This window comes from Cellulomonas sp. P4_D11 (assembly GCF_056401915.1).
This window is the reverse complement of sequence record NZ_JBFUIK010000045.1, coordinates 1-21,264: the sequence shown is the minus strand read 5'-3', so window position 1 is coordinate 21,264 and position 21,264 is coordinate 1. Positions and strand designations below refer to the sequence as shown.

Below are 21,264 nucleotides of genomic sequence, written 5' to 3'. Positions count from 1 at the left end.
GCCCACGCCGCCCTCGCGCGCCTCGGCGTGCGCGAGGTCGAGGCCGCCACGGTGGGATCCGCGTGCGAGGCCGCGGACGCGCTGCTGGGCGCTGCGCGGGCGGCGGAGAGCCTGACCGTGCTCGTGCGGGACGCGCCGGACGACGACCTCGTCGACGGGCTGGTCGCCCACCTCGCGGCGCACCACCCGGGGGTCGAGGCGACCGTGGTCGGGCCGACCGGGCACGGACCGGCGCTCGTGATCGGGGTGGACTGACGTGACGCGCGGGCAGGACGACCGGCTGCTGTACCCGGACAGCGTGCCCACGCACGTCGACCCGCTGGACCGGCGGGTGGTGGCAGCCAAGGGGCCCGAGCAGAAGAAGTTCGCGACCCTCGGCATCGAGACCGTCGCCGACCTCCTCGCGCACTACCCCTGGCGGTACGCGGACTCGCGCGAGGTCACCGACATCGCGAGCCTGGCCGTCGGCGCCAACGTCTCGCTGGTCGCGCGCGTGCGCAGCGCGGAGATCCGGATGGCGATGAAGACGGGCAAGCCGCGGGTCGAGGCCAAGATCACGGACGGCACGCGCACGCTCGACCTGGTGATCTTCATGCCGAACCGGGGGATGGCGGAGTTCCACCTCAAGCGGTTGGTGCCGGGCAGCCTCGGGTTGTTCTCCGGGCAGATCAACGTGTTCAACGGCCGGCTGCAGCTGGCCAACCCGATCTACGCGATCTTCGGGCTCGAGGTCGACGAGGAGGTGGCGCTCGAGGAGGCCGAGTGGCCGATCCCGATCTACCCCGCGACCGCGGGCCTCGAGTCGGAGAAGATCCGCAAGGCCCTGCGCAAGGCGTTCGACCCGCTCACCGAGCAGGACGTGCCCGACCCCGTCCCCGACCTGGTGCGCGTGGAACGGCACCTGCCCTCGCGGTGGTCGGCGTTGCGCGGCGTCCACGTGCCGCAGACGGAGGAGGACTGGCGCAAGGGGCAGGCGAGGCTGCGGTACGAGGAGGCGTTCGTCCTGCAGGCGGAGCTGGCCCGGCGGCGCGCGCACGCGCAGCGCGAGGAGTCGACGGCGCGGCCGGCTCGCGCCGGAGGGCTGCTCGAGGCGTTCGACGCGCGGCTGCCGTTCACCCTGACCGAGGGGCAGGTGGCGGCGGGGGAGCAGATCGCCGACGACCTCGCCCGCCCGCACCCCATGCAGCGCCTGCTGCAGGGCGAGGTGGGCTCGGGCAAGACGGTGGTGGCGCTGCGGGCGATGCTGCAGGTGGTCGACGCGGGTGGGCAGGCGGCGCTCCTCGCCCCGACGTCCGTGCTGGCCGCGCAGCACGTCCGGACGCTCCGAGCGCTGCTGGGGGACCTGGCCGAGGGCGGCCTGCTGGGCGGGTCCGAGATCGGCACCCGCGTCGCGCTGGTCACCGGCGCGCAGTCGGCGGCCGAGCGGCGCACCAACCTGCTCGAGGCGGCGAGCGGTCAGGCGGGGATCGTCGTCGGCACCCACGCCCTGCTGTCCGACCCGGTGCAGTTCGCCGACCTTGGCCTCGTCGTCATCGACGAGCAGCACAAGTTCGGGGTCGAGCAGCGCGGGCGGCTGCAGGCGAAGGCCGCGAACGCGCCCCACCTGCTGGTCACGACGGCCACGCCGATCCCGCGCACCGTGGCGATGACCGTCTTCGGCGAGCTCGAGATCTCCGAGCTGCGGCACGTGCCCGCCGGGCGCAGCGGGATCACCACGCACGTCGTCCCCGCCGACAACCGTGCGTGGATGGACCGCACGTGGAACCGCGTGCGCGAGGAGGTCGAGAAGGGCGGGCGGGCGTTCGTCGTGTGCGCCCGGATCGACGAGGACGCCGAGGGGTCGGGCGACGCCGACGACGGCGTGGACCTGGTGGCCGACGAGCCCGCGACCGTGGGCGAGGCCCAGGCGGCCGCCCAGCGTGCCCCGAAGAAGCCGCTGCGCGCGGTGCTCGAGGTGGCCGAGACGCTGCGGGAGGACCCCCGGCTCGGCGGCGCCGCCGTCGGGGTGCTGCACGGCCGGATGTCGAGCGAGGAGAAGGACCGGGCGATCGCCGACTTCGCCTCGGGCCGCACCCCCGTGCTGGTGTCGACGACCGTCATCGAGGTCGGCGTGGACGTGCCGGCCGCCACCGTCATGGTGATCCTCGACGCCCACGTCTTCGGGCTGTCGCAGCTCCACCAGCTCCGCGGCCGGGTGGGCCGTGGCAGCGCGCCGGGGCTGTGCCTGCTGGTCGCCGACGCACCCGAGGGCACCGTGGCGGCGCAGCGGCTGGGCGCGCTCGCCGCGACGACCGACGGGTTCGAGCTCGCCCGCGTCGACCTCGAGCTGCGCCGCGAGGGCGACGTTCTCGGGTCGGCGCAGTCGGGGCGGCGCGGGACGCTGCGGTTCCTGCGCATCGTGAGCGACGGCGCCGTCATCGACCGGGCGCGCGACGACGCCCGCGCTCTCGTCGAGGCCGATCCCGAGCTGGCCGCGTGGCCGGCCCTGCGGGCGGCGATCGCGACGCAGCTGGCGGACGGCCGCGAGGAGTTCCTCGGGCAGAGCTGACCCCGCGGCTCGCGCAGTCCGCAGCACCCATCCGCCGCAGATACCCTGACGCTCGTGTCGAAGCCCGTGATCAGCGCCAAGGACCTGCTCGTCGGTTACGGCGGAGCGCCCGTGTGTGCGCCCGTGACGTTCACGCTGGCGCCCGGCAAGGTGGTCGCGCTGGTCGGCGCGAACGGCTCGGGCAAGTCGACGGTGCTCCGCGCGGTCATCGGGCTGCTCGAGCCGTCGGGCGGGACGCTGCAGGTGTTCGGGGCGCCGGTCGACGAGCGCGCGGTCGCCTTCCGCACGAAGGTGGCCAGCGTGCTCGACGACGACGCCTACTTCCCGGCCCTCACGGTCTCCGAGCACCTCTACCTGACGGCCCGCGGGCACGGCGTGCACGGTGCGCAGGAGGTCGTGGCGGAGCTGCTGCAGGAGTTCGGCCTCGCGGACCACGCGCGCTCGCTGCCGGTCGCTCTGTCGTCGGGTCAGCGTCGCCGGCTGCTGCTCGCCGCCGGCTTCGTGCGGCCGCGGTCGCTGCTGGTGCTCGACGAGCCGGAGCAACGGCTCGACCGGGCCATGCGCGACCGGCTGGCCGCCCGGATCGTCGCCGAGAAGAAGGCGGGCGGCGCGGTCCTGCTGGCCACGCACGACCCCGACCTGCTGCGGGCCGTGGCGGACCGGGCGGTGCACGTGTCGGACGACGCCTCGCGGCTGCTGCCGGCGGACCAGGCGGCCGACCTGATCTCGCGGGAGAACCCGTGACGGACCTGCCGGCGGGCGACGTGCACGACGACGAGCCCGCGGTCCAGCCGTTCGAGGTCGGCGAGGTCCCGTCCGCGAAGAGCATCCGGCGCTTCACGTCCCGCGCGGCGAACGCCCGCGGCGGCGCGAGCATCGGGTCGTTGCTGTCGAGCGTCTACTACGCCGTCATCAGCATCGCGATCAGCATCGGGATCGCGCTCGGCGCCGCGCAGGCGATGCGCGTCGCGCTGCCGCCGGCGCCGGACGTCGAGGCGCCCGTCTCGCTGAGCCTCGCCACGCTCGTGGTCGTCATCCTGGTCGCGCTGGCCGGCGTCCTGCTCTCGCTCGCCGGGCGCCTGGGACCCGTGGGCGCGGGCGGCGCCGAGGCCGCGTGGTGGCTCGCGCTGCCCGTCGACCGGCGCGGCCTGCTGCGTCCGGCCRCGCGCCGCCTCCCGCTCCTCGCCGGCTTCGTCGGTGCGGTGGTCGTGGCGCTCCTCGACGCCGGCCTGCTCGCCGACGCCGGGCACCGCGTCGTGCGGGTCGCGGGCACCGCCGCGGTCGTCGCCGCCGGGATCGTGCTGCTCGCGGCCGTCGGTCAGTCGGCGAGCGTGTCGCGCCGTGCGCTCGCCTTCGTCGGCGACGTGCTGCTCTTCCTCGCCCCCGTCGCGGCCGTCGTGCTCTCGCTCGTCGGGTGGTCCGTCGACGCGGTCCCCAGCCCGCCGTGGTGGCTGCTCGCCACGCTCGCCGTGCTGGTGGCCGGCCTCGCGTTCCTGGTCGACAGCCGGCTCGGACGCATGCCCGCGCGGACCCTGCGCGAGAGCGGGTCGGTGGCCACCCAGGCCGTCGGTGCCGTGGTCTCCATGGACTCGCGCGAGCTCGGTCGCGCGCTGACCGACGGCGCCGCCCCGCCCGTGCGCCGCTGGCTCTCGCCGCTGAGCACCGCCCGCGGGCCGGCCTCCGCGCTCATCACCGCCGACCTCGCCGTGCTCCGCCGCTCGGCGCGCCACGTGGTCCAGCTCGGGGTCGCTGCGCTGGTGCCCGTGCTGGTCAGCACCGTCCCGCAGCTGGCCAGCCCGTTCGGCGTGCTCCTCGGCCTGCTGGTGGCGGGGTACGTCGCGATGAGCGCCACCGGCGAGGGTGCCCGCCGCGCGGAGATGGCGCCGATCCTCGACCGGCTCCTGCCGATCGAGGCCAAGACCGTCCGGCGGCTGCGCATGGTCGTGCCGGCCGCCGCCATGGCCCTGTGGTCGATCGTCGCGTTCGCCGCGGTCGGCCGCTGGGCCTCGGACGTGCCGGGCTGGATCGCCCTCGGCCTGGCGTCGACCCCCGTGTGGGCCGCCGCCGCCGTGCGCGCGTCGTACCGACCCGCCCCGGACTGGGGTGGCGCGCTGGTGTCGACTCCCATGGGCGCCCTGCCGACCGGCGTCGCGACGGTCCTGGCGCGCGGCCCGGACCTGGTCGTCCTCGGCCTGCTCCCGGTCTGGATCGCGGTGCTGCTGCGGACGGTCAACCCGATCCTGCTGTACGTGCAGATCATCCTGTCGGTCATCGCGGTGGCGATCGCCTCGTCGATCCGGACGGGCTCCCTCATGGAGCGGATGATGGAGTCACAGGAGTCGATGCAGGACAAGGCGGGAACCCGCAAGTGACCCGCATCGTCGCCGGGACGGTCGGTGGCCGCACGCTCGTCGTGCCCAAGGCCGGGACGCGGCCGACGAGCGAGCGCGTGCGCGAGGCGCTGTTCTCGCGCCTCGAGCACCTGGACGTGGTGGACGGCGCGCGCGTGCTCGACCTGTACGCGGGGTCCGGCGCGCTCGGCATCGAGGCGGCCAGCCGGGGCGCCCAGCACGTGACGCTGGTCGACTCCGCCCGCGACGCCGCGGACGCGTGCCGCCGCAACGTCGCGGCCCTCGGGCTCGCCGACCGCGTGCAGGTGGTGACCGAGAAGGCGGAGCGGTTCGCGGCGAGAACCCCGGTCGCGGCGTGGGACCTGGTGCTCGTCGACCCGCCCTACGACCTGTCGGAGCCCGACCTCGCCGACGTCCTGGCCGGCGTCGCGGGCGCGCTGTCCGCCCACGCGGTCGTCGTGGTCGAGCGGTCCTCGCGGACGCCGGAGCCCACCTGGCCCGCGTCGCTCGAGCGTCTCGACCGCCGCGCCTACGGCGAGACGGTCATGTGGTTCGCGGAGCCCGCGACAGCACCGTGAGCTGCCGGGCGTTCGGCAGCCGTGGCGTCGTCCACGAGGACGTCGGAGGCCATGCCCGAGGGGAGGGCTGCCGCGCGTTCGGGTGGTCGGGCCGGGCTGCTGGCCTACCCTGACGTGGTGACCATCGCCGTCTGCCCCGGGTCGTTCGACCCCCTCACGCTCGGCCACCTGGACGTGATCCGGCGCGCACGGTCGATGTTCGACCAGGTCGTCGTCGGCGTCGCGCGGAACTCCGCCAAGGCCTCCCTGCTGCCCGTCGACGAGCGCGTCGCGCTGGCCCGCGCCGCGCTCGCGGACCTGGACGGCGTCCGGGTCGAGGAGGTCGGCGGCCTGCTGGCCGACTTCGTGCGCGAGGTCGGGGCCGTCGCGGTGGTCAAGGGTCTGCGCGGCGGGGCCGACTTCGACGCGGAGCTGCCGATGGCCCTCATGAACCGGCACCTGTCCGGCGTGGAGACGGTGTTCGTCGTGGGGGACCAGGCGCTCGCGCACATCGCGTCGTCGCTGGTGAAGGACGTGGCGCGCTACGGCGGGCCGATCGACGACCTCGTGCCGGAGGGCGTGGCGGACGCCGTGCGCGCGGCACTCCGAGGAAGGGACGCAGGATGACCGACGAGGACCCGACCACCCGGCCCGAGGGGCTCACGGGCGTGCTGGACGCGATCGCCTCGGCGGTGGCGAGCGCGCGTGCCATGCCGATGTCGTCCTCGGTGCTGGTCAACCGGGCGGAGCTGCTCGACCTGGTCGAGCAGGCCCGGGACGTGCTGCCGAGCCAGCTGTCGCGCGCCGACGAGGTGCTCGCGGACGCCGACGCGGCACGCGCGGTCGCCCAGGCCGACGCGGACACCGTGCTGGCGCAGGCGCGCGCGCAGGCCGCGGCCCTGGTCGAGCAGGAGGCGGTCGTGGTCGCCGCGCAGGAGCGGGCCGCGCAGATCGTCGCCGAGGCCGAGGAGACCGCGGACCGGCTGCAGCGGGACGCGGACGACTACTGCGACCGGCGCCTGGCGGACTTCGAGATCGACCTGGGCAAGGTGCTGAGCCAGGTCCAGGCCGGTCGGGCGAAGCTCGCGGGACGCTTGGGCGTCGACGACAGCTGAGACCTGCGCCACTCCCGGAGGATTTGGGCGGCCCCTGACCTGTGCCGTAGAGTTGTCCGTTGGTTCTGCCGCTCATGGCACGGGCCGAGATCAACGAGGGGACCCTGGCCGTGCAGCGCCCTGTTCACCTCGATCCCCGTTCGCCGTTCGTGCTCGATTCGCACGAGCTCGGCCGACGTCCGGGATCGACGAGGACCGTGCAGCGCACCGTGGGCGCCCCGGAGGATCTCGGTACCGACGTGATCGGCATCCCCACCGGGACCGACGTCGAGCTGGATCTGCGGCTCGAGGCGGTCATGGAGGGGGTCCTGGTCTCCGGATCCGTCCGCGGCCGGGCGATCGGGGAGTGCGTGCGCTGCCTGGGCGAGGTCGTCGACGATGTCGACGTGTCGCTCATGGAGCTGTACGTCTACCCCGAGCGCGCGGCGATCGCGGTCGAGGACGGGGACGACGAGGAGGACGTGCGTGAGCTGGAGGGCGACCTGGTCGACCTCGAGCCTGCGCTGCGGGACACGGTCGTGCCGGCTCTGCCGTTCCAGCCGCTGTGCCGTCCCGACTGCCCCGGTCTGTGCTCCGAGTGTGGCGCACGGCTGGCGGACGACCCTGACCACTCGCATGAGACGCTTGATCCCCGCTGGTCCGCTCTGGGCGGCCTGCTGGGCTCGAACGACGAGACGAAAGAGAGCTAGCCGTGGCTGTTCCGAAGCGCAAGATGTCGCGCAGCAACACCCGTGCGCGTCGGTCGCAGTGGAAGACCACTGCCACGACGCTCCACACGTGCCCGCAGTGCAAGTCCAACAAGATGCCCCACACGGCTTGCCCGACGTGCGGCACCTACAAGGACCGCTCCTACGCCGAGGCCGTGCGTACCGAGTTCGAGGCTCGCTGAGTCTCACGCTCGTCCGCCGCTGAGCATTCGATGACCGGAGGACCGGCGTGAGTGCCGCGGCAGAACTTCTCGAGAAGCTCGGGGTCCACCTGGACCCCGAGCTTCTCGTGCTTGCCCTGACCCATCGCTCGTTCGCGCACGAGGCGGGGGGCATCCCGACCAACGAGCGGCTCGAGTTCCTCGGGGACACCGTGCTCGGCCTGGTGGTCACCGAGTCGCTGTACCGCGCGCACCCGGACCTCCCGGAGGGCGCCCTCGCGAAGATGCGGGCGGCGACCGTGTCGCAGCGGGCGCTCGCGCTCGTCGCGCGGGACCTCGACCTGGGCAGCTACGTGCTGCTGGGCAAGGGCGAGCTGAGCACGGGCGGCCGCGACAAGGACTCGATCCTCTCGGACACGCTCGAGGCGGTCTTCGGCGCCGTGTACCTGTCCCACGGACTGGAGCCGGCGCGGGGCCTGGTGGAGCGGCTGGTCGGCCCGTCCCTCGAGGCGGCCGCGGACCTCGGCGCGGGCCTCGACTGGAAGACCTCGCTGCAGGAGCTGTCCGCGACGCTCGGCCTGGGTGCGCCGGCGTACGAGGTCACCGGCGAGGGACCGGACCACTCCCGCACGTTCACCGCGCGGGCGGTCGTCGCCGGCGTCGCGCGCGGGGTCGGCGTGGGCTCGGCCAAGAAGCTCGCCGAGCAGGACGCCGCGGCGGACGCGTACAGGGCCCTCGCGCTTCTGCAGCAGGACCTCCCTTCCTGACGTGCCCGAGCTCCCCGAGGTCGAGACCGTCCGCGACGGGCTGGCGCGGCACGTCCTGGGCCGCACCGTCACGGGCGTCGAGGTGCGGCGCGACTACAGCGTCCGGCGGCACACCGGTGGGCCGCTCGACTTCGCGGGCCGGCTCGACGGGCGACGGCTCGACGCGGCGGTCCGCCGCGGCAAGTACCTCTGGCTCCTGCTCGACGACGGCGACGACGCGCTCATGGCCCACCTCGGCATGAGCGGGCAGCTGCTGGTGCGCGGGCCGGGCGAGCCGCGCACCGAGCACCCGCACCTGCGGGTCCGGGTGTCGCTGGACGACGGGACGGCCCTCGACTTCGTCGACCAGCGGACGTTCGGGCACCTCAGCGTCCCGGATCTCGTGCCGACGCCCGACGGGCTCCCGGGCGGGCTCGGCTCTCCGGCGCCGGTGGTCCCCGAGCCCGTCGCGCACATCGCCCGCGACCTGCTCGACCCCGCTCTCGACCACGACGCGCTGGTCGCCGCGGTCCGGCGTCGCAGGACGGGGATCAAGCGCGCGCTGCTCGATCAGACGCTCGTGTCGGGCGTCGGCAACATCTACGCCGACGAGGGCCTGTGGCGGGCGCAGCTGCACTACGCGCGGCCCACCGAGACCCTGCGCCGTGCCGAGGTCGAGCGCGCGCTGGAGGGCGCCCGGTCGGTCATGACCGAGGCCCTCCTGCAGGGCGGGACCAGCTTCGACGCGCTGTACGTCAACGTGAACGGCGCGTCCGGCTACTTCGACCGCTCGCTCGCCGTGTACGGCCAGGAGGGCCGGCCGTGCCCACGGTGCGGTACGCCCGTGCGGCGCGACGAGTTCATGAACCGGTCGTCGTACTCGTGCCCGCACTGCCAGCCGCGGCCGCGCCGGGGTCGGTTCTAGCGGCGCACCACGTTCCGCAGCGTGCCACCGGCCAGGTAGGCCGCGAGGTTCGCCTCGACGAGCTCCGCCGCCCCGATCGGCCGTCCGCCCGCGGCGTGCGGGCTCACGAGGATGCGGGGCTCGGCCCAGAGCGGGGAGTCGGCGGGGAGCGGCTCGGTCTCGAACACGTCGAGGGCGGCCCCTGCCAGCCGGCCCGACCGGACGGCGTCCAGCAGCGCGGCCTCGTCGAGGGTCGCACCCCGGCCCACGTTGACCACCCAGGCGTGCCGCGGCAGCAGCGAGAGCACGCCGGCGTCGACCGCGTGCCGGGTCTGGTCCGTGGCGGGGAGCAGCGAGACCAGGAGGTCGGTGTGCGGCAGCTCGTCGGGGAGGTCGAACGCGGAGATCACGGGGAAGCCGTGCCGGTCGCCAGCCGTCGTGGCCACGCCGGTCACCTGCGCGCCGAGCGCGCTCAGCAGCGGCGCGAGGCGTGCCGCGATCGACCCGAACCCCCAGACGAGCACGCGCGCGCGGTCCAGCGTGCGGAAGGCCTGCCCGGGCTCGGTGCTCTGCATGCCGCCGAGCTCGCCGGCCCACCGGTGCTCGTCCTGGGCGCGGACGAGCTCGGGCAGCCGCCGGGCGGCGGCGAGGACCAGCGCGAGCGTGTGCTCGGCCACAGGTCCGTCGTGCAGGCCGCGGCCGGACGTGATCACCACGTCCGGGGCGAACCCCGCGGCGAGGACGGCGTCGGGTCCGGCGGCGAGCGTCTGGACCCAGCGCAGGCCCGTCAGCCGCCGGGCGGCGTCGGCCAGCTGGTCCTGCGGGTTGCCCCAGACCACGAGCGCGTCGGCGTCGACGGCGTCCTGCGGCACCGGCTCGTGCACGTCGTACCGGACCACCCGGACATCCGGGGGAACCGTCGGCGCGTCGTTGATCGTGGTGGGCAGCAGCAGCGTCGTCACCCTCGATACGATGCCATCGTGCCCCCCACCAGCGCCTCCGCAGGTCCCATCACCGTCATGATCGTCGACGACCACGAGGTCGTCCGCCGCGGGATCGCGGAGGTGGTGGACCGTGCCGAGGGCATGTCCGTCGTCGCCGAGGCCGGCTCGGTCGCGGACGGCGTGCGCCGCGCGGCGCTGGTGCGTCCGCAGGTGCTTCTCGTCGACCTCCAGCTGCCGGACGGCACCGGGATCGAGCTCCTGCGCACGGTGCGGCAGTCCCTGCCCGACGCCCGCGCCATCGTGCTGACGTCGTTCGACGACGACGACGCGCTGGCGGCCGCCCTCGACGCGGGGGCGGCCGCGTACCTCCTCAAGTCCGTGCGGGGTGCGGAGATCACCGACGTCATCCGCGCGGTCGCCGCCGGCCGCGTGCTGCTCGACGAGCGCACGGTCACGCGCCGCAAGGCCGGGCACGACGACCCGACCGAGAACCTGACGCCGAGCGAGCTCAAGGTCATCGAGCTCATCGGGGAAGGTCTGTCCAACCGGGAGATCGCCGAGCGGCTCGGGGTCGTCGAGAAGACCGTGAAGAACCACATCACGTCGCTGCTGGCCAAGATGGGGCTCCAGCGCCGCACGCAGGTCGCCGCCTGGGTGGCCTCCCGCAAGAACGCCGGGTGGCGGGCCGAGCCCGGTCGCTGACCCGTCAGGCGCGCAGGCCCGCGGGGGACGGGTCGTCGCGCCAGAGCCGGGCGGTCATCTGCTCGACCAGCTGGTCGAGCTCGGGCTCGTCGCTGCCGCTCCACTGGTCGATGATGCGGCGCAGCTCGACGCGCTCGTGCTCCCGCACCTGGTCGGCGACCGCGTGTCCCGCGTCGGTCGGCGTGACGGTCCCGTCGAGCACCTGCACGAGCCCCCGGGACCGCAGGACCTCGGCCGTGGCGACCACGCGCTCCCGCTCGACCCCGGAGTGGTCGACCATCGCGTCGATCGTCCGGGAACCCTCCGCCGTGACGCGGGCGAGCATCCAGTACTGGCCGGGCGACAGGCCGATGTCGAGGTCGCGCGTGAGGATCGCGTACGCGCGCAGCGGGTCCTGGTGGCCGACCTCCCGCCACAGCAGCAGCCGCAGCTCCTCGAACGACGTCCGGCTGGCCGGGAGCGCGAACACCTCGCCCTGCTCCGGGCGGCTCGCGGCGGTGCGCAGCGTGACCTCGGGGATGAGCCAGGCCAGGACGAACGCGAGCGCTCCGACCGGGACGGCGTACAGGAAGATCGTGTGGATCGCGTCGGAGTAGGCGTCGAGGAACCAGTTCTGCACGTCGGCACCGCAGCCGGCCAGGGCGGCGGACGTGGCGCTGAGGGCGGGGCCCGCACACGCCCCGACGGCGCCCGCCGGGGGAGCGGCGGCGAGGTTCGACTCGAGGTGCGAGGTGAAGATCGTGCCGAACACGGCCACCCCCACGCAGCTGCCGATCGTGCGGAAGAAGGTCGCGCCGCTGGTGGCGGTGCCCAGGTCGCGGTACTCGACGGCGTTCTGCACGGCCAGCACGAGCACCTGCATGACCATGCCGAGCCCGGCGCCGAGCACGAACATCGACAGCCCGGACTGGAGCGACGTCGTGTCCCGGCCCATGAGCGACAGCAGGTAGAGACCGATCGTGAACACCGCGGAGCCCAGGATGGGGAAGACCTTGTACCGCCCGGTGCGGCTGATGATCTGCCCGCTCGCGATCGACGTGAGCAGCAGGCCCGCCATCATCGGGATCATCTGCAGGCCCGAGCCGGTGGGGGTCGCGCCCTGCACCTGCTGCAGGTAGAGCGGCAGGTACGTGATGGACCCGAACATCGCGAAGCCGACCACGAAGCCGACCACCGCGGTCGTCGAGAAGACCTTGTTGCGGAAGAGCCGCAGCGGCATGACGGGCTCGGGCACGCGGGCCTCGACCAGCCCGAACGCGATCACGGCGAGCACCGCGAGCACCGACAGGCCGACGACCTGCGCCGACCCCCAGTCCCAGCTGGTGCCGCCGAGCGACGTGACCAGGACGATGCACGTCGCGGCCGTCGCGAGCAGCGTGATGCCCCAGACGTCGATCTTGGGGGACTGGACGGCCTTGGTCACCGGCAGCACCGCGGCGACGACGGCGAGCGCGACCGCGCCGATCGGCAGGTTGACGTAGAACACCCAGCGCCAGGTCAGGTGGTCCACGAAGAACCCGCCGAGCAAGGGACCGGCCACGCTGGCCAGGCCGAACACCGCACCGAACGCGCCCTGGTACCGACCGCGGTCCCGGGGCGGCACGACGTCGGCGATGATCGCCTGCGACAGCACCATGAGCCCGCCGCCGCCGACGCCCTGCACGGCACGCCAGGCGATGAGCTGCAGCATCGTCTGCGACGTCCCCGCGAGGGCGGAGCCGATGAGGAAGATGACGATGCACGCGATGAACAGGATCTTGCGGCCGTAGAGGTCGCCGAGCTTGCCCCACAGCGGCGTCGTCACGGTCGACGCGAGCATGTACGCGGTGACCACCCAGGACAGGTGCTCGGCGCCGCCGAGGTCGCGGACGATGGTCGGCAGGGCGGTCGCGACGATGGTCTGGTCGAGGGCCGCCAGCAGCATGGCCAGCATCAGGCCGCCGAAGATGGCCCAGATCGCCCGCTGCGAGAGCTGGCCCGGTGGTGCGTCGACCTGCGTTGCCATGAGCGCCCCCTCGACCTCTGGGCATCGTCGACCCGGTGCCCGGGGCGCGCAAGCGCTCAGCCGAGGGGCGCCTCCCACGACAGCAGCGTGCCGCGCCCGTCGGGCGGCACGCCGAGGCTGAAGGTCCCGCGGTGCTGGCGGGCGCGGGAGGCGAGGTTGCCTGTGCCGGAGCTGCGCTCCCGCCGCGGAGGCAGCCCCGCGCCGTCGTCCTGCACCTCGACCAGGACGACGCCGAGCGGCCCGGTGCCCCGGACGGAGACGCGCACGATGACGGACGCGGCGTGGGCGTGCCGGGCGGCGTTGGCCAGGCCCTCCCGCACGACGGCGACGACGTCGGCAGTCAGCGCGGGGTCGACCCGCTCGTCCAGGCGGTCCTCGGCGGTCCCGCCCTCGACCAGGACCTCGCCGTCCAGGGTCACGACGAACGACGGCGCGAAGCCGAGCCCCGTGCGTGCCAGCGACGCCTCCCGACGCAGCCGCTCGACCAGCCCGGAGGCCGCGTCGGGGTCGCGGAGCTCGTGCACGATCTGCCGGATCTGGCGCACGGAGCCGTCGACGTTGTCGAGCGCCTCGTCGACGATGCCGGCCAGCTCGGTGGGGTCGACCCCGCGGGCGGCGCGCCGTCGCACGGTCTCCAGCTGCATGCCGGTGGCGAACAGCTGCTGGATGGCGAGGTCGTGCAGGTCGCGCGCGATGCGCTCGCGCTCGTCGAGCAGCGCGGCGACGTCCTGCGCGTGCCGTGCGCCGGCCAGCACGTAGGCGAGGGCGGCCTGCGCGGCGAACGACTCCGCCGTCGCCAGGTCCGCGGCCTCGAACGGGGGACCGCCGATCCGCCGCAGGAGGATGAGCACGCCCATGTCGCGGCCGGCGGACTTCAGCGGCGCGTACAGGGCAGGGCCGAACGAGCGCATGACCGGCACGGCGACGGAGCGGGCGGCGGAGAGGGAGGGCGTCGTGAGGCCCTTCCCCTCGGTCATGACGGTCCAGGCGCGGCCGCCGCGCGGCATGCGGGCGCCGAGGATGCGGTCGCTCTCGTGGCCGACCGCCAGCTCGATGAGGAGCTCACCCCCGACGCCGGGCAGGGCGAGCGCGGCCGTGTCGGCGCGGGCGACCTCGAGCGCGGTGCACGCGATGTGGTCGAGCGCATCCTCCTCGTCGATGTCCTCGAGCAGCATCGTCGTGATGTCCTGACCCGCGCGCAGCCAGTGCTCCCGCCGCTCGGCCTCGGCGTAGAGCTGCGCGTTGGCCACGGCGACGCCCGCGGCGGCGGCGAGCGCGAGCACGACGTCCTCGTCGGACTGCGTGAAACCGCCCGCCTTCTCGGACAGGTACAGCTGCCCGAACACCCGCGGGCCCACGCGCACCGAGGCGCCGAGGAACGACCCCATCGGGGGGTGCTCCGCCGGGAACCCGCGGAACGCCGGGTGCTCGCGCAGGTCCGCGAGCCGCAGGACGCCGGTGCTCGGGATCTCGCCCAGGACCCCCTGCGCGTGCGGCGCGGTCCGCAGCACGGCCGCGACCGCGGTGGGCACGCCGGTGAAGACGAAGGTGGTCGAGGTGCCGCGCGGGTCGAGCACGTTGATCGCGCCGTAGCGGGCGCCCGTGAGCTCGGCGCTGACCTGGACGAACCGCTCGAGCACGGCCGGGAGCTCGAGCTCGCTGGCGACCGCGAGGATGGCGCCGAGGAGGTCGGTCAGGGCGTCGCCGGTCAGGGGGAGGGTCGAGTCGGGGACCCGGGTCAGGGAACCCGTCTCATCGGCCACGTCCCGCCTCCTGCCCGTCGACCGCGCGCTCGCGGTCCAGCGCCTCACGGTATCCGGGTGCGGTGGCCACGAGGTCGGCGTGGGTGCCGCGCGCGCGGACGCGGCCGTCGGCCAGCCAGAGCACCTCGTCGGCGGCGGTCAGCGGGGTGAGCCGGTGCGTCGCGACGACGACGCCGCGCGGGTCGCGCAGGAGGTCCGTGACCAGCGCGTCCGCCCGCTCGGGGTCGAGGTGCTCGGCCGGCTCGTCGACCAGCAGGATGGCGGCGGGGGACAGCAGCGCGCGCGCGACGAGCAGCCGGCGACGCTCGCCGCCGGAGACCGTGCGGGCGTCGGGACCGAGCAGGGTGTCCAGCCCGTCCGGCAGCCCGGCGAGCCAGTCGCCCAGGCCCACGCGCGACAGGACGGCGACCGCCTCGTCGGCGGTGACGTCGCCGCGCGCCACCCGCAGGTTCTCGAGCACCGTCGTGCCGAACACGTGGGCGTCCTCGGTCGCGACGACGACCGCGCCGACCACCGCCTCGCGGGACAGGTGCCCGACGTCGTGACCGTCGAGCGCGAGCGTGCCGCCGCGCCGGGGGAGGAGGCCCGCGAGCGTGAGCAGCGTGGTCGTCTTGCCGGTGCCGGACGGTCCCACGATCGCGACGGAGCGGCCCGCGCGCAGGTCGAGGTCGAGGCCCGCGACGACGGCCGGCGAGCCGGGCCAGCCCGTCGCCAGGTCCGCCGCGACGAGCGGCGGTCGTCCGGGGGCCGCGTCCGTCGGGCCAGGGTCCGGCGGCGCGTCGAGGAGCGCGAGGATCCGCACCGCCGCCGCACGCGAGCGCTGGACCTGGATCGCCGCGGCCGGCAGCAGCGACGTCGCCTCGAACGCGGCGAGCGGCGTGAGGACGATCACCGCGAGGTCGACGGGTGCGAGCAGCCCGGCGGCGACGGCCGGGACGCCGGTCAGCAGGGCGGCCAGGACCGCGACGCCCACCGAGAGCTGACCCAGGCCGGCGGCGAGCGCCGCCGGTCCGGCACCCGCGTCGGTCGCGGCGGCGAGCCGGCTGTCGGCCTCGCGCAGCGCAGCGAGCTCCTCGGTGGCGCGCCCGCCGACGCGCAGCGGCCCGGAGTCGTCGAGCAGGCCCAGAGCCGTCGCGGTCATGTCCGACCGGCTCTGCAGCGCGCGCTCCTCGGTCGTGCGGGCCGCGCGGACCGCGAGGGCGGGAGCGGCGATCCCGGCCACCGCCAGGCACGCGGCGAGCGCGAGGCCCGCGGGCAGCCAGAACAGGCACATCGCGATGACCGTGCCCACCCCGAGCGCCGCCGCGACGCCCGCGGGCAGGAGCCCCCGGACGACGACGTCGCCCACGGCGTCGACGTCGGCCCCGACGCGGGCGAGCAGGTCGCCGCGACGCAGCCGGAGCAGGGCGTCGGGGCGCGCGGCCGCGAGCCGCTCGTACAGGGTGGTGCGCAGCTGCGTCATGCCCCGCAGCGCGACGTCGTGCGAGACCAGCCGCTCGAGGTAGCGCAGCACCCCGCGGCCGATGCCGAAGGCGCGCACCGCGACGGTGGCGACCGAGAGCTGCAGGACCGGGGGCATCTGCGAGGCCCGGGCGATGAGCCACGCGGACACCGCGGCGAGCGCCACACCGCACCCGAGCGCGAGGGTGCCCAGCAGCAGCGCGAGCGCGAGGCGTCGGGGATCGATGTCGAGCATCCGGACCGCCCGGCGCAGCGGCCCGTTCACGCGGGCACCTCGGCGGCCGCGCGGACCCGCACGACCTCGTCGGCCGCGGCGACCAGCGACGGCCGGTGCGCGACGAGCAGCACGGTCCGGCCCGCGGCCCGCAGCGCGTGCACGGTGTCGAGGACCACCTGCTCGCCCGCAGCATCGAGGTGAGCGGTGGGCTCGTCCAGGACCACGAGCGGCGTCTCGGAGAGCAGGGTGCGGGTGAGGGCGACGCGCTGGCGCTGGCCCAGGCTCAGGCCCTCGCCGCCGCGTCCGAGCGCCGTCGCCCAGCCGTCGGGGAGGGTGGCGACGACCGCRTCGAGGCCGGTGAGCGAGGCGGCAGCCCGCCGCGCACCGGCATCGCCGCCGACGAGCTCCGCGACCGTCCCCGGCTCCAGCACGGGCCGCTGCGGGAGCCACGACACCTGCGCCCAGAGCGACCCCGGGTCGAGGTCGGCGAGGTCGATCCCGTCGACGCTCGCGCGGCCCGTGTCCGGGCGCAGCAGCCCGAGCACGACCTCGAGCGCGGTCGTCTTGCCCACGCCGCTCGGACCGGTGAGCGCCACGACGGTCCCCGGTCGCAGGACGAGGTCCAGGTCGTGCGGCGTCCCCGCGACGCCGACACCCTCCAGCCGCAGGGTCGCGGTCCGCAGGTCCGGGGCGGTGCGCGTGCCGGCCGCGGGGACCGGCGTCTCGAGCACCTCGAACGCCCGGCCGGCCGCCGCGACGCCGTCGGCCGCGGCATGGAACTGCGTGCCCACCTGCCGCAGCGGCAGGAAGACCTCGGGCGCCAGCACCAGGACCGCGATGCCGGTCACCAGGTCGAGCTCGCCCTCGACCAGGCGCAGGCCGATGGCGACCGCGACGAGCGCCACCGACAGCGTCGTCAGCAGCTCGAGCACCATGCCGGACAGGAACGCGATCCGCAGCGTGCCCATGGTCGCCACGCGGTGGGCGTCGCCGAGCGACCGCACCCGCGGGCCGGGGCCGCGCTCGCGGCCGTGCGCGCGCAGCGTGGGCAGGCCGGCCAGCAGGTCCAGCACCTGCGCGCCGAGCCGCTGCATGGTGGCCAGGCCCTGCTCGGAGCGGCCTTGCGTCAGCCGGCCGACCAGGATCATGAAGATCGGCACCAGCGGCAGCACGGTGACGAGGATCGCGGCGGACACCCAGTCGAGGCCCAGCACCACGAGCAGGACGCCCGGCGTCACGGTCGCCGCGAGCACCAGCTGCGGCAGGTACCGCACGAAGTACGGCTCGAGGGCGTCGAGCCCGCGCGTCGCGAGCGTGACCACCGACGGCCCCTCGCCGGACGCCAGCCAGCGCGGACCCAGGTCCAACGCGTGCGCCACCACCTGCTCGCGCAGCTCGCCGACCGTCCTCGTCGCCGCCCGGTGCGCGAACCTCTCCTGCACGGCGGTGACCAGCGCCCTGGCGACGACCACGGCCGCGAGCCACGTGATCGTCGGACCCAGCACGTCGAGCGTGGCGCCGTCGGACACCGCGTCCCCGAGCGCATGGGCGAGGAGCAGCGCCTGCGCCACCACGAGCGCGCCCGTGAGCACGCCGAGCGCGGCCGTCAGCAGCACGTACCCGCGGGCCGACCGCGCGTACCGCAGGAGACGCGGGTCCAACGGCCTCACTGGTCGGAGGACGACGGCTTGTTCAGGGCGGGGACCTTGTCGAACGTGAGGCCGGTGTGGGCCGGGATCTGCTGCGCGGAGATCCGCTTGCGGAACACCCAGTACGTCCAGCCCTGGTAGAGCAGCACGAGCGGCGTCAGCACGACGGCGACCCACGTCATCACGGTCAGCGTGTAGCTGGTCGACGAGGCGTTGGTGACGGTGAGCGAGTTGGCCGGGTCGAACGCCGGCATGACGTCGGGGTACATCGACCCGAAGATGAGCACGACGGCGGCGACGATGGCCACGGCGGAGGCGAGGAACGCCCGGCCCTCCTGGCGGCGCTGCGCGGCGACCACCAGCACGACCAGCGCACCGGCCGCGACCACGACGGCGGCCCAGGTCCACGGCACCGAGTACGCGATCTGCGCCCACACGGCCCAGGCGCCGGCGACCACCAGGGTGACGATCGACGATCGGGCGGCGAACGCGCCCGCGCGGGCTCGGATGTCGCCGTCCGACTTCAGCGCGAGGAACACGGCGCCGTGCGTGAGGAAGATGAGCGCCGTCGTCGCGCCCGCCAGCAGGGCGAACGGGTTGAGCAGCGCCCAGAACCCGCCGACGTACTGGTGGCCGGCGTCGAGCTCCACGCCGCGGACCAGGTTGCCGAACGCCACGCCCCAGAGCACGGCGGGCACCCAGGAGCCGACGATGAGGCACCGGTCCGCCAGCCGACGCCAGCGGTCGTCGTCGATCTTGCCCCGCCACTCGAACGACACGACGCGCACGATGAGCGCGAGGAGGATGAGCAGCAGCGGCAGGTAGAAGCCGGAGAACATCGTGGCGTACCACTCGGGGAACGCCGCGAACGTCGCGCCACCCGCGGTCAGCAGCCACACCTCGTTGCCGTCCCAGACGGGTCCGATCGTGTTGATCATGACGCGGCGGTCGCGGTCCCTGGCCGCGCGGTCGCCGCGCGAGAGCAGCCCGAGCAGCATCCCGACGCCGAAGTCGAACCCCTCGAGCACGAGGTAGCCGCTCCAGAGGACCGCGATGAGGATGAACCAGACGGTCGTGAGCTCCATGGTCCCGGCCCTCTCAGTACGCGAACGACAGCGGCCGGTCGGACGCGCCGTCCGGGTCGTTGTCGGGGTTGTCGGGGCTGGGGTCGCGCTCGCTGTCCGCGACACCCTCGATCGTGTACCGGTGCATGAGGCGGTACCAGAACACGGCGAGGATCCCGTAGAGGAGCGTGAAGGCGATCAGCGACGTGAGGATCGTCCCCGTGCTGGTCACGGTGGACACGCCTCGCGCGGTCAGCAGCCAGACCCCGTCGACGCCGCCCGGGTTCGGGTTGGGCGCGACGACCCAGGGCTGGCGGCCCATCTCGGTGAAGATCCAGCCGAACGACGACGCGAGGAACGGCGTGACCAGCGCGACGATCCCGAGCCGCCCGACCCACACGTTGCCGCTCACACGTCCCTTGCGGGTCACCCAGAGGGCGACGAGCGCGAGCGCCGCGGAGCCGAGCGCGAACCCGATCATGAGGCGGAAGCCCCAGTAGGTCACGGCGAGGTTGGGGATGTAGCTGATGGGCTCGCCGTTCGCCTCGGTGTACCCGTACCGCTCCTCATACTCCTGCTGCAGCTGGTCGGTGCCCTGGAGCGTCGACGAGAAGTCGCCGGTCGCCAGGAACGAGAGAGCGCCCGGGATCTGGATGAGGTGCGTGACCTTGTCGCAGTCGGCGCCGGTGCCCAGCGGGCCGATCGCGAGGATCGAGAACGGCACCCCCGCGGTGGTCTCGCACAGCGCCTCGGCGGCCGCCATCTTGGTCGGCTGCTGCTCGAACATGAGCTTGGCCTGCTGGTCACCGCTCAGGGCGACGCCGACGCCGGAGATCAGCATGACGATCACCCCGAGCACGATGGCCGGTCGGTACACGTCCCGCGCCTTCTCCGCCTGGCCCGCGCGGACCAGCCGCACCATCCACCAGGCGGCGATGCCGGCGACGAACGTCCCCGCGGTGAGGAACGCCGCCGAGATCGTGTGCGGGAAGGCCGCGAGCAGCGTGTTGTTCGACAGGACCGCGCCGATGTCGGTCATCTCCGCGCGGCCGCGCTCCGCGTTGAACGTCGCGCCGACGGGGTGCTGCATCCACGAGTTCGCGGCCAGGATGAAGTAGGCCGAGAGGTTGGTGGCGAGCGCGACCGCCCAGATGCACGCGAGGTGGATCTTCTTCGGCAGCTTGTCCCACCCGAAGATCCACAGGCCGAGGAAGGTCGACTCGACGAAGAACGCGGCGAGCGCCTCCATCGCCAGCGGTGCCCCGAACACGTCGCCGACGAAGCGGGAGTACTCGCTCCACGCCATCCCGAACTGGAACTCCTGCACGATGCCGGTAGCCACGCCGATCGCGAAGTTGATCAGCAGGAGCTTGCCGAAGAACTTGGTCAGGCGGAGCCAGCGCTCGTTGCCGGTCCGGACCCAGATCGTCTGCATGATCGCGACCAGGGGCGCGAGGCCGATCGTCAGCGGCACGAAGATGAAGTGGTAGACGGTGGTGATGCCGAACTGCCATCGAGCGACGTCGAGCGTGTCCACGGGCCCCCTCCGGGGGATCGAGCCGGTACCGGGTCGGGTCCACGTCGCTCACCGGTCTGGACAACAGACCAGTCCTGACCTGCGGACCTGGGGAAACGCTAGGACCGGGTCCAGTCTGCCCCTGGGACCAAGGTCCCGGTAGCCCGGACGGCGGTCGCGGCGCGCCGACGGCCCGCGGACGCCGGGCGGGAGGCGCTGTGCGATACTGGCCACGGCTCTCCGGGCGACCACACCGCCTGAGGACCCTTGAGCTCGCAGCACCAGCATGTCGTGCGCGCCAGCCGCCGCTCTGCCGCCCGCTGGTCCCCGATCGGGACCGCCGGCTCCGGCGTCGCAGGCGATGGCGCCGACCGGGTGCAGCAGCCACGACCGCCGACTTTCCGTCGCCGCGCAGCACGCGAGCGACGACCGACCGACCGAGTGTCACCGCGTGTGGGTGGCGATGCCCGGTACCCAGGAGCACTTCGCGTGACCGACGAGAACACCCCCACCGCAGACACGACGACGACCGCCGGGGGTGAGGCACCGCCCGCGGCCCCGCGCCGCCGCCGTGCCACCCGCGTGACCGCCGCCCCCAGCAACGACGCCTCGGCCGACGCCGTCGTGACGCTCCCGGCCGTGGCCGAGCAGGCCGCCCCGCCGGCGCCCGTCGAGGACGCCACGCCCGTCGAGGACGCCACGCCCGTCGAGGCGCCCCCCGCCGCGAAGGCCCCCGCGAAGAAGTCGCGCCGCGTGACCCGGACCGTCGTGCCGGTGTCCGCCGACCCGGCGCCCGCGCCCGTCGCCGAGGCTCCCGCGGCGGCCGCCGAGCCCGAGCCGGCCGAGGTCGCCCC

The 21,264-nt window shown here is 74.5% G+C and carries 19 protein-coding genes and 1 pseudogene; 13 read left to right on the top strand and 7 right to left on the bottom strand.

Features of this window, described 5'->3' with window-relative positions; all coding sequences use genetic code 11:
* From AC1DT4_RS18620 to mutM, 11 genes are all read left to right on the top strand, one after another.
* On the top strand, positions 1-255 hold a 255-nt coding region (locus AC1DT4_RS18620; protein ID WP_477091254.1), incomplete at its 5' end, for a hypothetical protein.
* A 1-nt stretch (position 256) separates the two neighbouring features.
* Positions 257-2,548 carry an ATP-dependent DNA helicase RecG gene (locus AC1DT4_RS18615; RefSeq protein ID WP_477091253.1) on the top strand — a complete coding sequence of 764 codons (2,292 nt, stop codon included), beginning with the start codon at positions 257-259 and terminating at the stop codon, positions 2,546-2,548.
* 54 nt (positions 2,549-2,602) lie between these two features.
* On the top strand, positions 2,603-3,292 hold the full coding sequence (locus AC1DT4_RS18610) for an ABC transporter ATP-binding protein (RefSeq protein WP_477091252.1): 690 nt from the start codon (positions 2,603-2,605) through the stop codon (positions 3,290-3,292).
* Positions 3,289-4,920: a DUF6297 family protein gene (locus AC1DT4_RS18605; RefSeq protein ID WP_477091251.1), complete on the top strand. Its 1,632-nt coding sequence runs from the start codon at positions 3,289-3,291 to the stop codon at positions 4,918-4,920. The genes AC1DT4_RS18610 and AC1DT4_RS18605 overlap by 4 nt, the downstream gene beginning before the upstream one ends.
* Positions 4,917-5,477, top strand: coding sequence for a 16S rRNA (guanine(966)-N(2))-methyltransferase RsmD (gene rsmD, locus AC1DT4_RS18600; RefSeq protein WP_477091250.1), 561 nt, complete (start codon positions 4,917-4,919; stop codon positions 5,475-5,477). The genes AC1DT4_RS18605 and rsmD overlap by 4 nt, the downstream gene beginning before the upstream one ends.
* 117 nt (positions 5,478-5,594) lie before the next feature.
* Positions 5,595-6,083 carry a pantetheine-phosphate adenylyltransferase gene (gene coaD / locus AC1DT4_RS18595; RefSeq protein ID WP_477091249.1) on the top strand — a complete coding sequence of 163 codons (489 nt, stop codon included), beginning with the start codon at positions 5,595-5,597 and terminating at the stop codon, positions 6,081-6,083.
* Entirely contained in the window at positions 6,080-6,571 is a 492-nt protein-coding gene (locus tag AC1DT4_RS18590) for a hypothetical protein (RefSeq protein ID WP_477091248.1), read from the top strand. Before coaD ends, AC1DT4_RS18590 begins: the two co-directional genes overlap by 4 nt.
* Positions 6,572-6,681: 110 nt before the next feature.
* Complete coding sequence (locus tag AC1DT4_RS18585; protein WP_477091256.1) at positions 6,682-7,260, top strand: YceD family protein; 579 nt, start codon at positions 6,682-6,684, stop codon at positions 7,258-7,260.
* Positions 7,261-7,262: 2 nt separating this feature from the next.
* Positions 7,263-7,460, top strand: coding sequence for a 50S ribosomal protein L32 (rpmF, locus tag AC1DT4_RS18580; protein WP_477091247.1), 198 nt, complete (start codon positions 7,263-7,265; stop codon positions 7,458-7,460).
* 47 nt (positions 7,461-7,507) lie between these two features.
* On the top strand, positions 7,508-8,206 hold the full coding sequence (rnc, locus tag AC1DT4_RS18575) for a ribonuclease III (RefSeq protein WP_477091246.1): 699 nt from the start codon (positions 7,508-7,510) through the stop codon (positions 8,204-8,206).
* Between the two features lies 1 nt (position 8,207).
* On the top strand, positions 8,208-9,110 hold the full coding sequence (gene mutM, locus AC1DT4_RS18570) for a bifunctional DNA-formamidopyrimidine glycosylase/DNA-(apurinic or apyrimidinic site) lyase (protein WP_477091245.1): 903 nt from the start codon (positions 8,208-8,210) through the stop codon (positions 9,108-9,110).
* Here mutM and AC1DT4_RS18565 read toward each other — a convergent pair.
* Positions 9,107-10,051 carry a phosphoglycerate dehydrogenase gene (locus AC1DT4_RS18565; RefSeq protein ID WP_477091244.1) on the bottom strand — a complete coding sequence of 315 codons (945 nt, stop codon included), beginning with the start codon at positions 10,049-10,051 and terminating at the stop codon, positions 9,107-9,109. The two genes, mutM and AC1DT4_RS18565, sit on opposite strands and share 4 nt — an antisense overlap.
* Before the next feature lie 57 nt (positions 10,052-10,108).
* Between AC1DT4_RS18565 and AC1DT4_RS18560 the strand changes: the two genes are divergently transcribed.
* Entirely contained in the window at positions 10,109-10,735 is a 627-nt protein-coding gene (locus AC1DT4_RS18560; RefSeq protein WP_477091255.1) for a response regulator, read from the top strand.
* Positions 10,736-10,739: 4 nt separating this feature from the next.
* Here the strand turns inward: AC1DT4_RS18560 and AC1DT4_RS18555 are convergent, their stop codons facing one another.
* From AC1DT4_RS18555 to AC1DT4_RS18530, 6 genes are read right to left on the bottom strand one after another with little or no spacing between them, the layout of a single operon-like run.
* Positions 10,740-12,740, bottom strand: a complete 2,001-nt coding sequence (locus AC1DT4_RS18555; RefSeq protein ID WP_477091243.1) for an MFS transporter — start codon at positions 12,738-12,740, stop codon at positions 10,740-10,742.
* 56 nt (positions 12,741-12,796) lie between these two features.
* A complete protein-coding gene (locus AC1DT4_RS18550) occupies positions 12,797-14,503 on the bottom strand; it encodes a sensor histidine kinase (RefSeq protein ID WP_477091242.1) in 1,707 nt (568 codons plus the stop codon).
* Positions 14,493-16,229: a thiol reductant ABC exporter subunit CydC gene (cydC, locus tag AC1DT4_RS18545; RefSeq protein ID WP_477091241.1), complete on the bottom strand. Its 1,737-nt coding sequence runs from the start codon at positions 16,227-16,229 to the stop codon at positions 14,493-14,495. The genes AC1DT4_RS18550 and cydC overlap by 11 nt, the downstream gene beginning before the upstream one ends.
* Positions 16,226-17,851: a thiol reductant ABC exporter subunit CydD gene (gene cydD / locus AC1DT4_RS18540; RefSeq protein ID WP_477091240.1), complete on the bottom strand. Its 1,626-nt coding sequence runs from the start codon at positions 17,849-17,851 to the stop codon at positions 16,226-16,228. Before cydD ends, cydC begins: the two co-directional genes overlap by 4 nt.
* Entirely contained in the window at positions 17,848-18,915 is a 1,068-nt protein-coding gene (gene cydB, locus AC1DT4_RS18535) for a cytochrome d ubiquinol oxidase subunit II (RefSeq protein ID WP_477091239.1), read from the bottom strand. Before cydB ends, cydD begins: the two co-directional genes overlap by 4 nt.
* Before the next feature lie 13 nt (positions 18,916-18,928).
* Positions 18,929-20,431: a cytochrome ubiquinol oxidase subunit I gene (locus AC1DT4_RS18530; RefSeq protein WP_477091238.1), complete on the bottom strand. Its 1,503-nt coding sequence runs from the start codon at positions 20,429-20,431 to the stop codon at positions 18,929-18,931.
* Between the two features lie 468 nt (positions 20,432-20,899).
* Between AC1DT4_RS18530 and AC1DT4_RS18525 the strand changes: the two are divergent.
* Positions 20,900-21,264: pseudogene (locus AC1DT4_RS18525) on the top strand (ribonuclease E/G); the annotation flags it as partial.

What these genes read in the sequence shown, in the direction of transcription:
- AC1DT4_RS18590 (WP_477091248.1), top strand. Translation starts at nt 6,080, where the DNA reads ATGACCGACGAGGACCCGACCACCCGGCCCGAGGGGCTCACGGGCGTG.
- AC1DT4_RS18560 (WP_477091255.1), top strand. Translation starts at nt 10,109, where the DNA reads ATGATCGTCGACGACCACGAGGTCGTCCGCCGCGGGATCGCGGAGGTG.
- AC1DT4_RS18555 (WP_477091243.1), bottom strand. Translation starts at nt 12,740, where the DNA reads ATGGCAACGCAGGTCGACGCACCACCGGGCCAGCTCTCGCAGCGGGCG.
- cydB (WP_477091239.1), bottom strand. Translation starts at nt 18,915, where the DNA reads ATGGAGCTCACGACCGTCTGGTTCATCCTCATCGCGGTCCTCTGGAGC.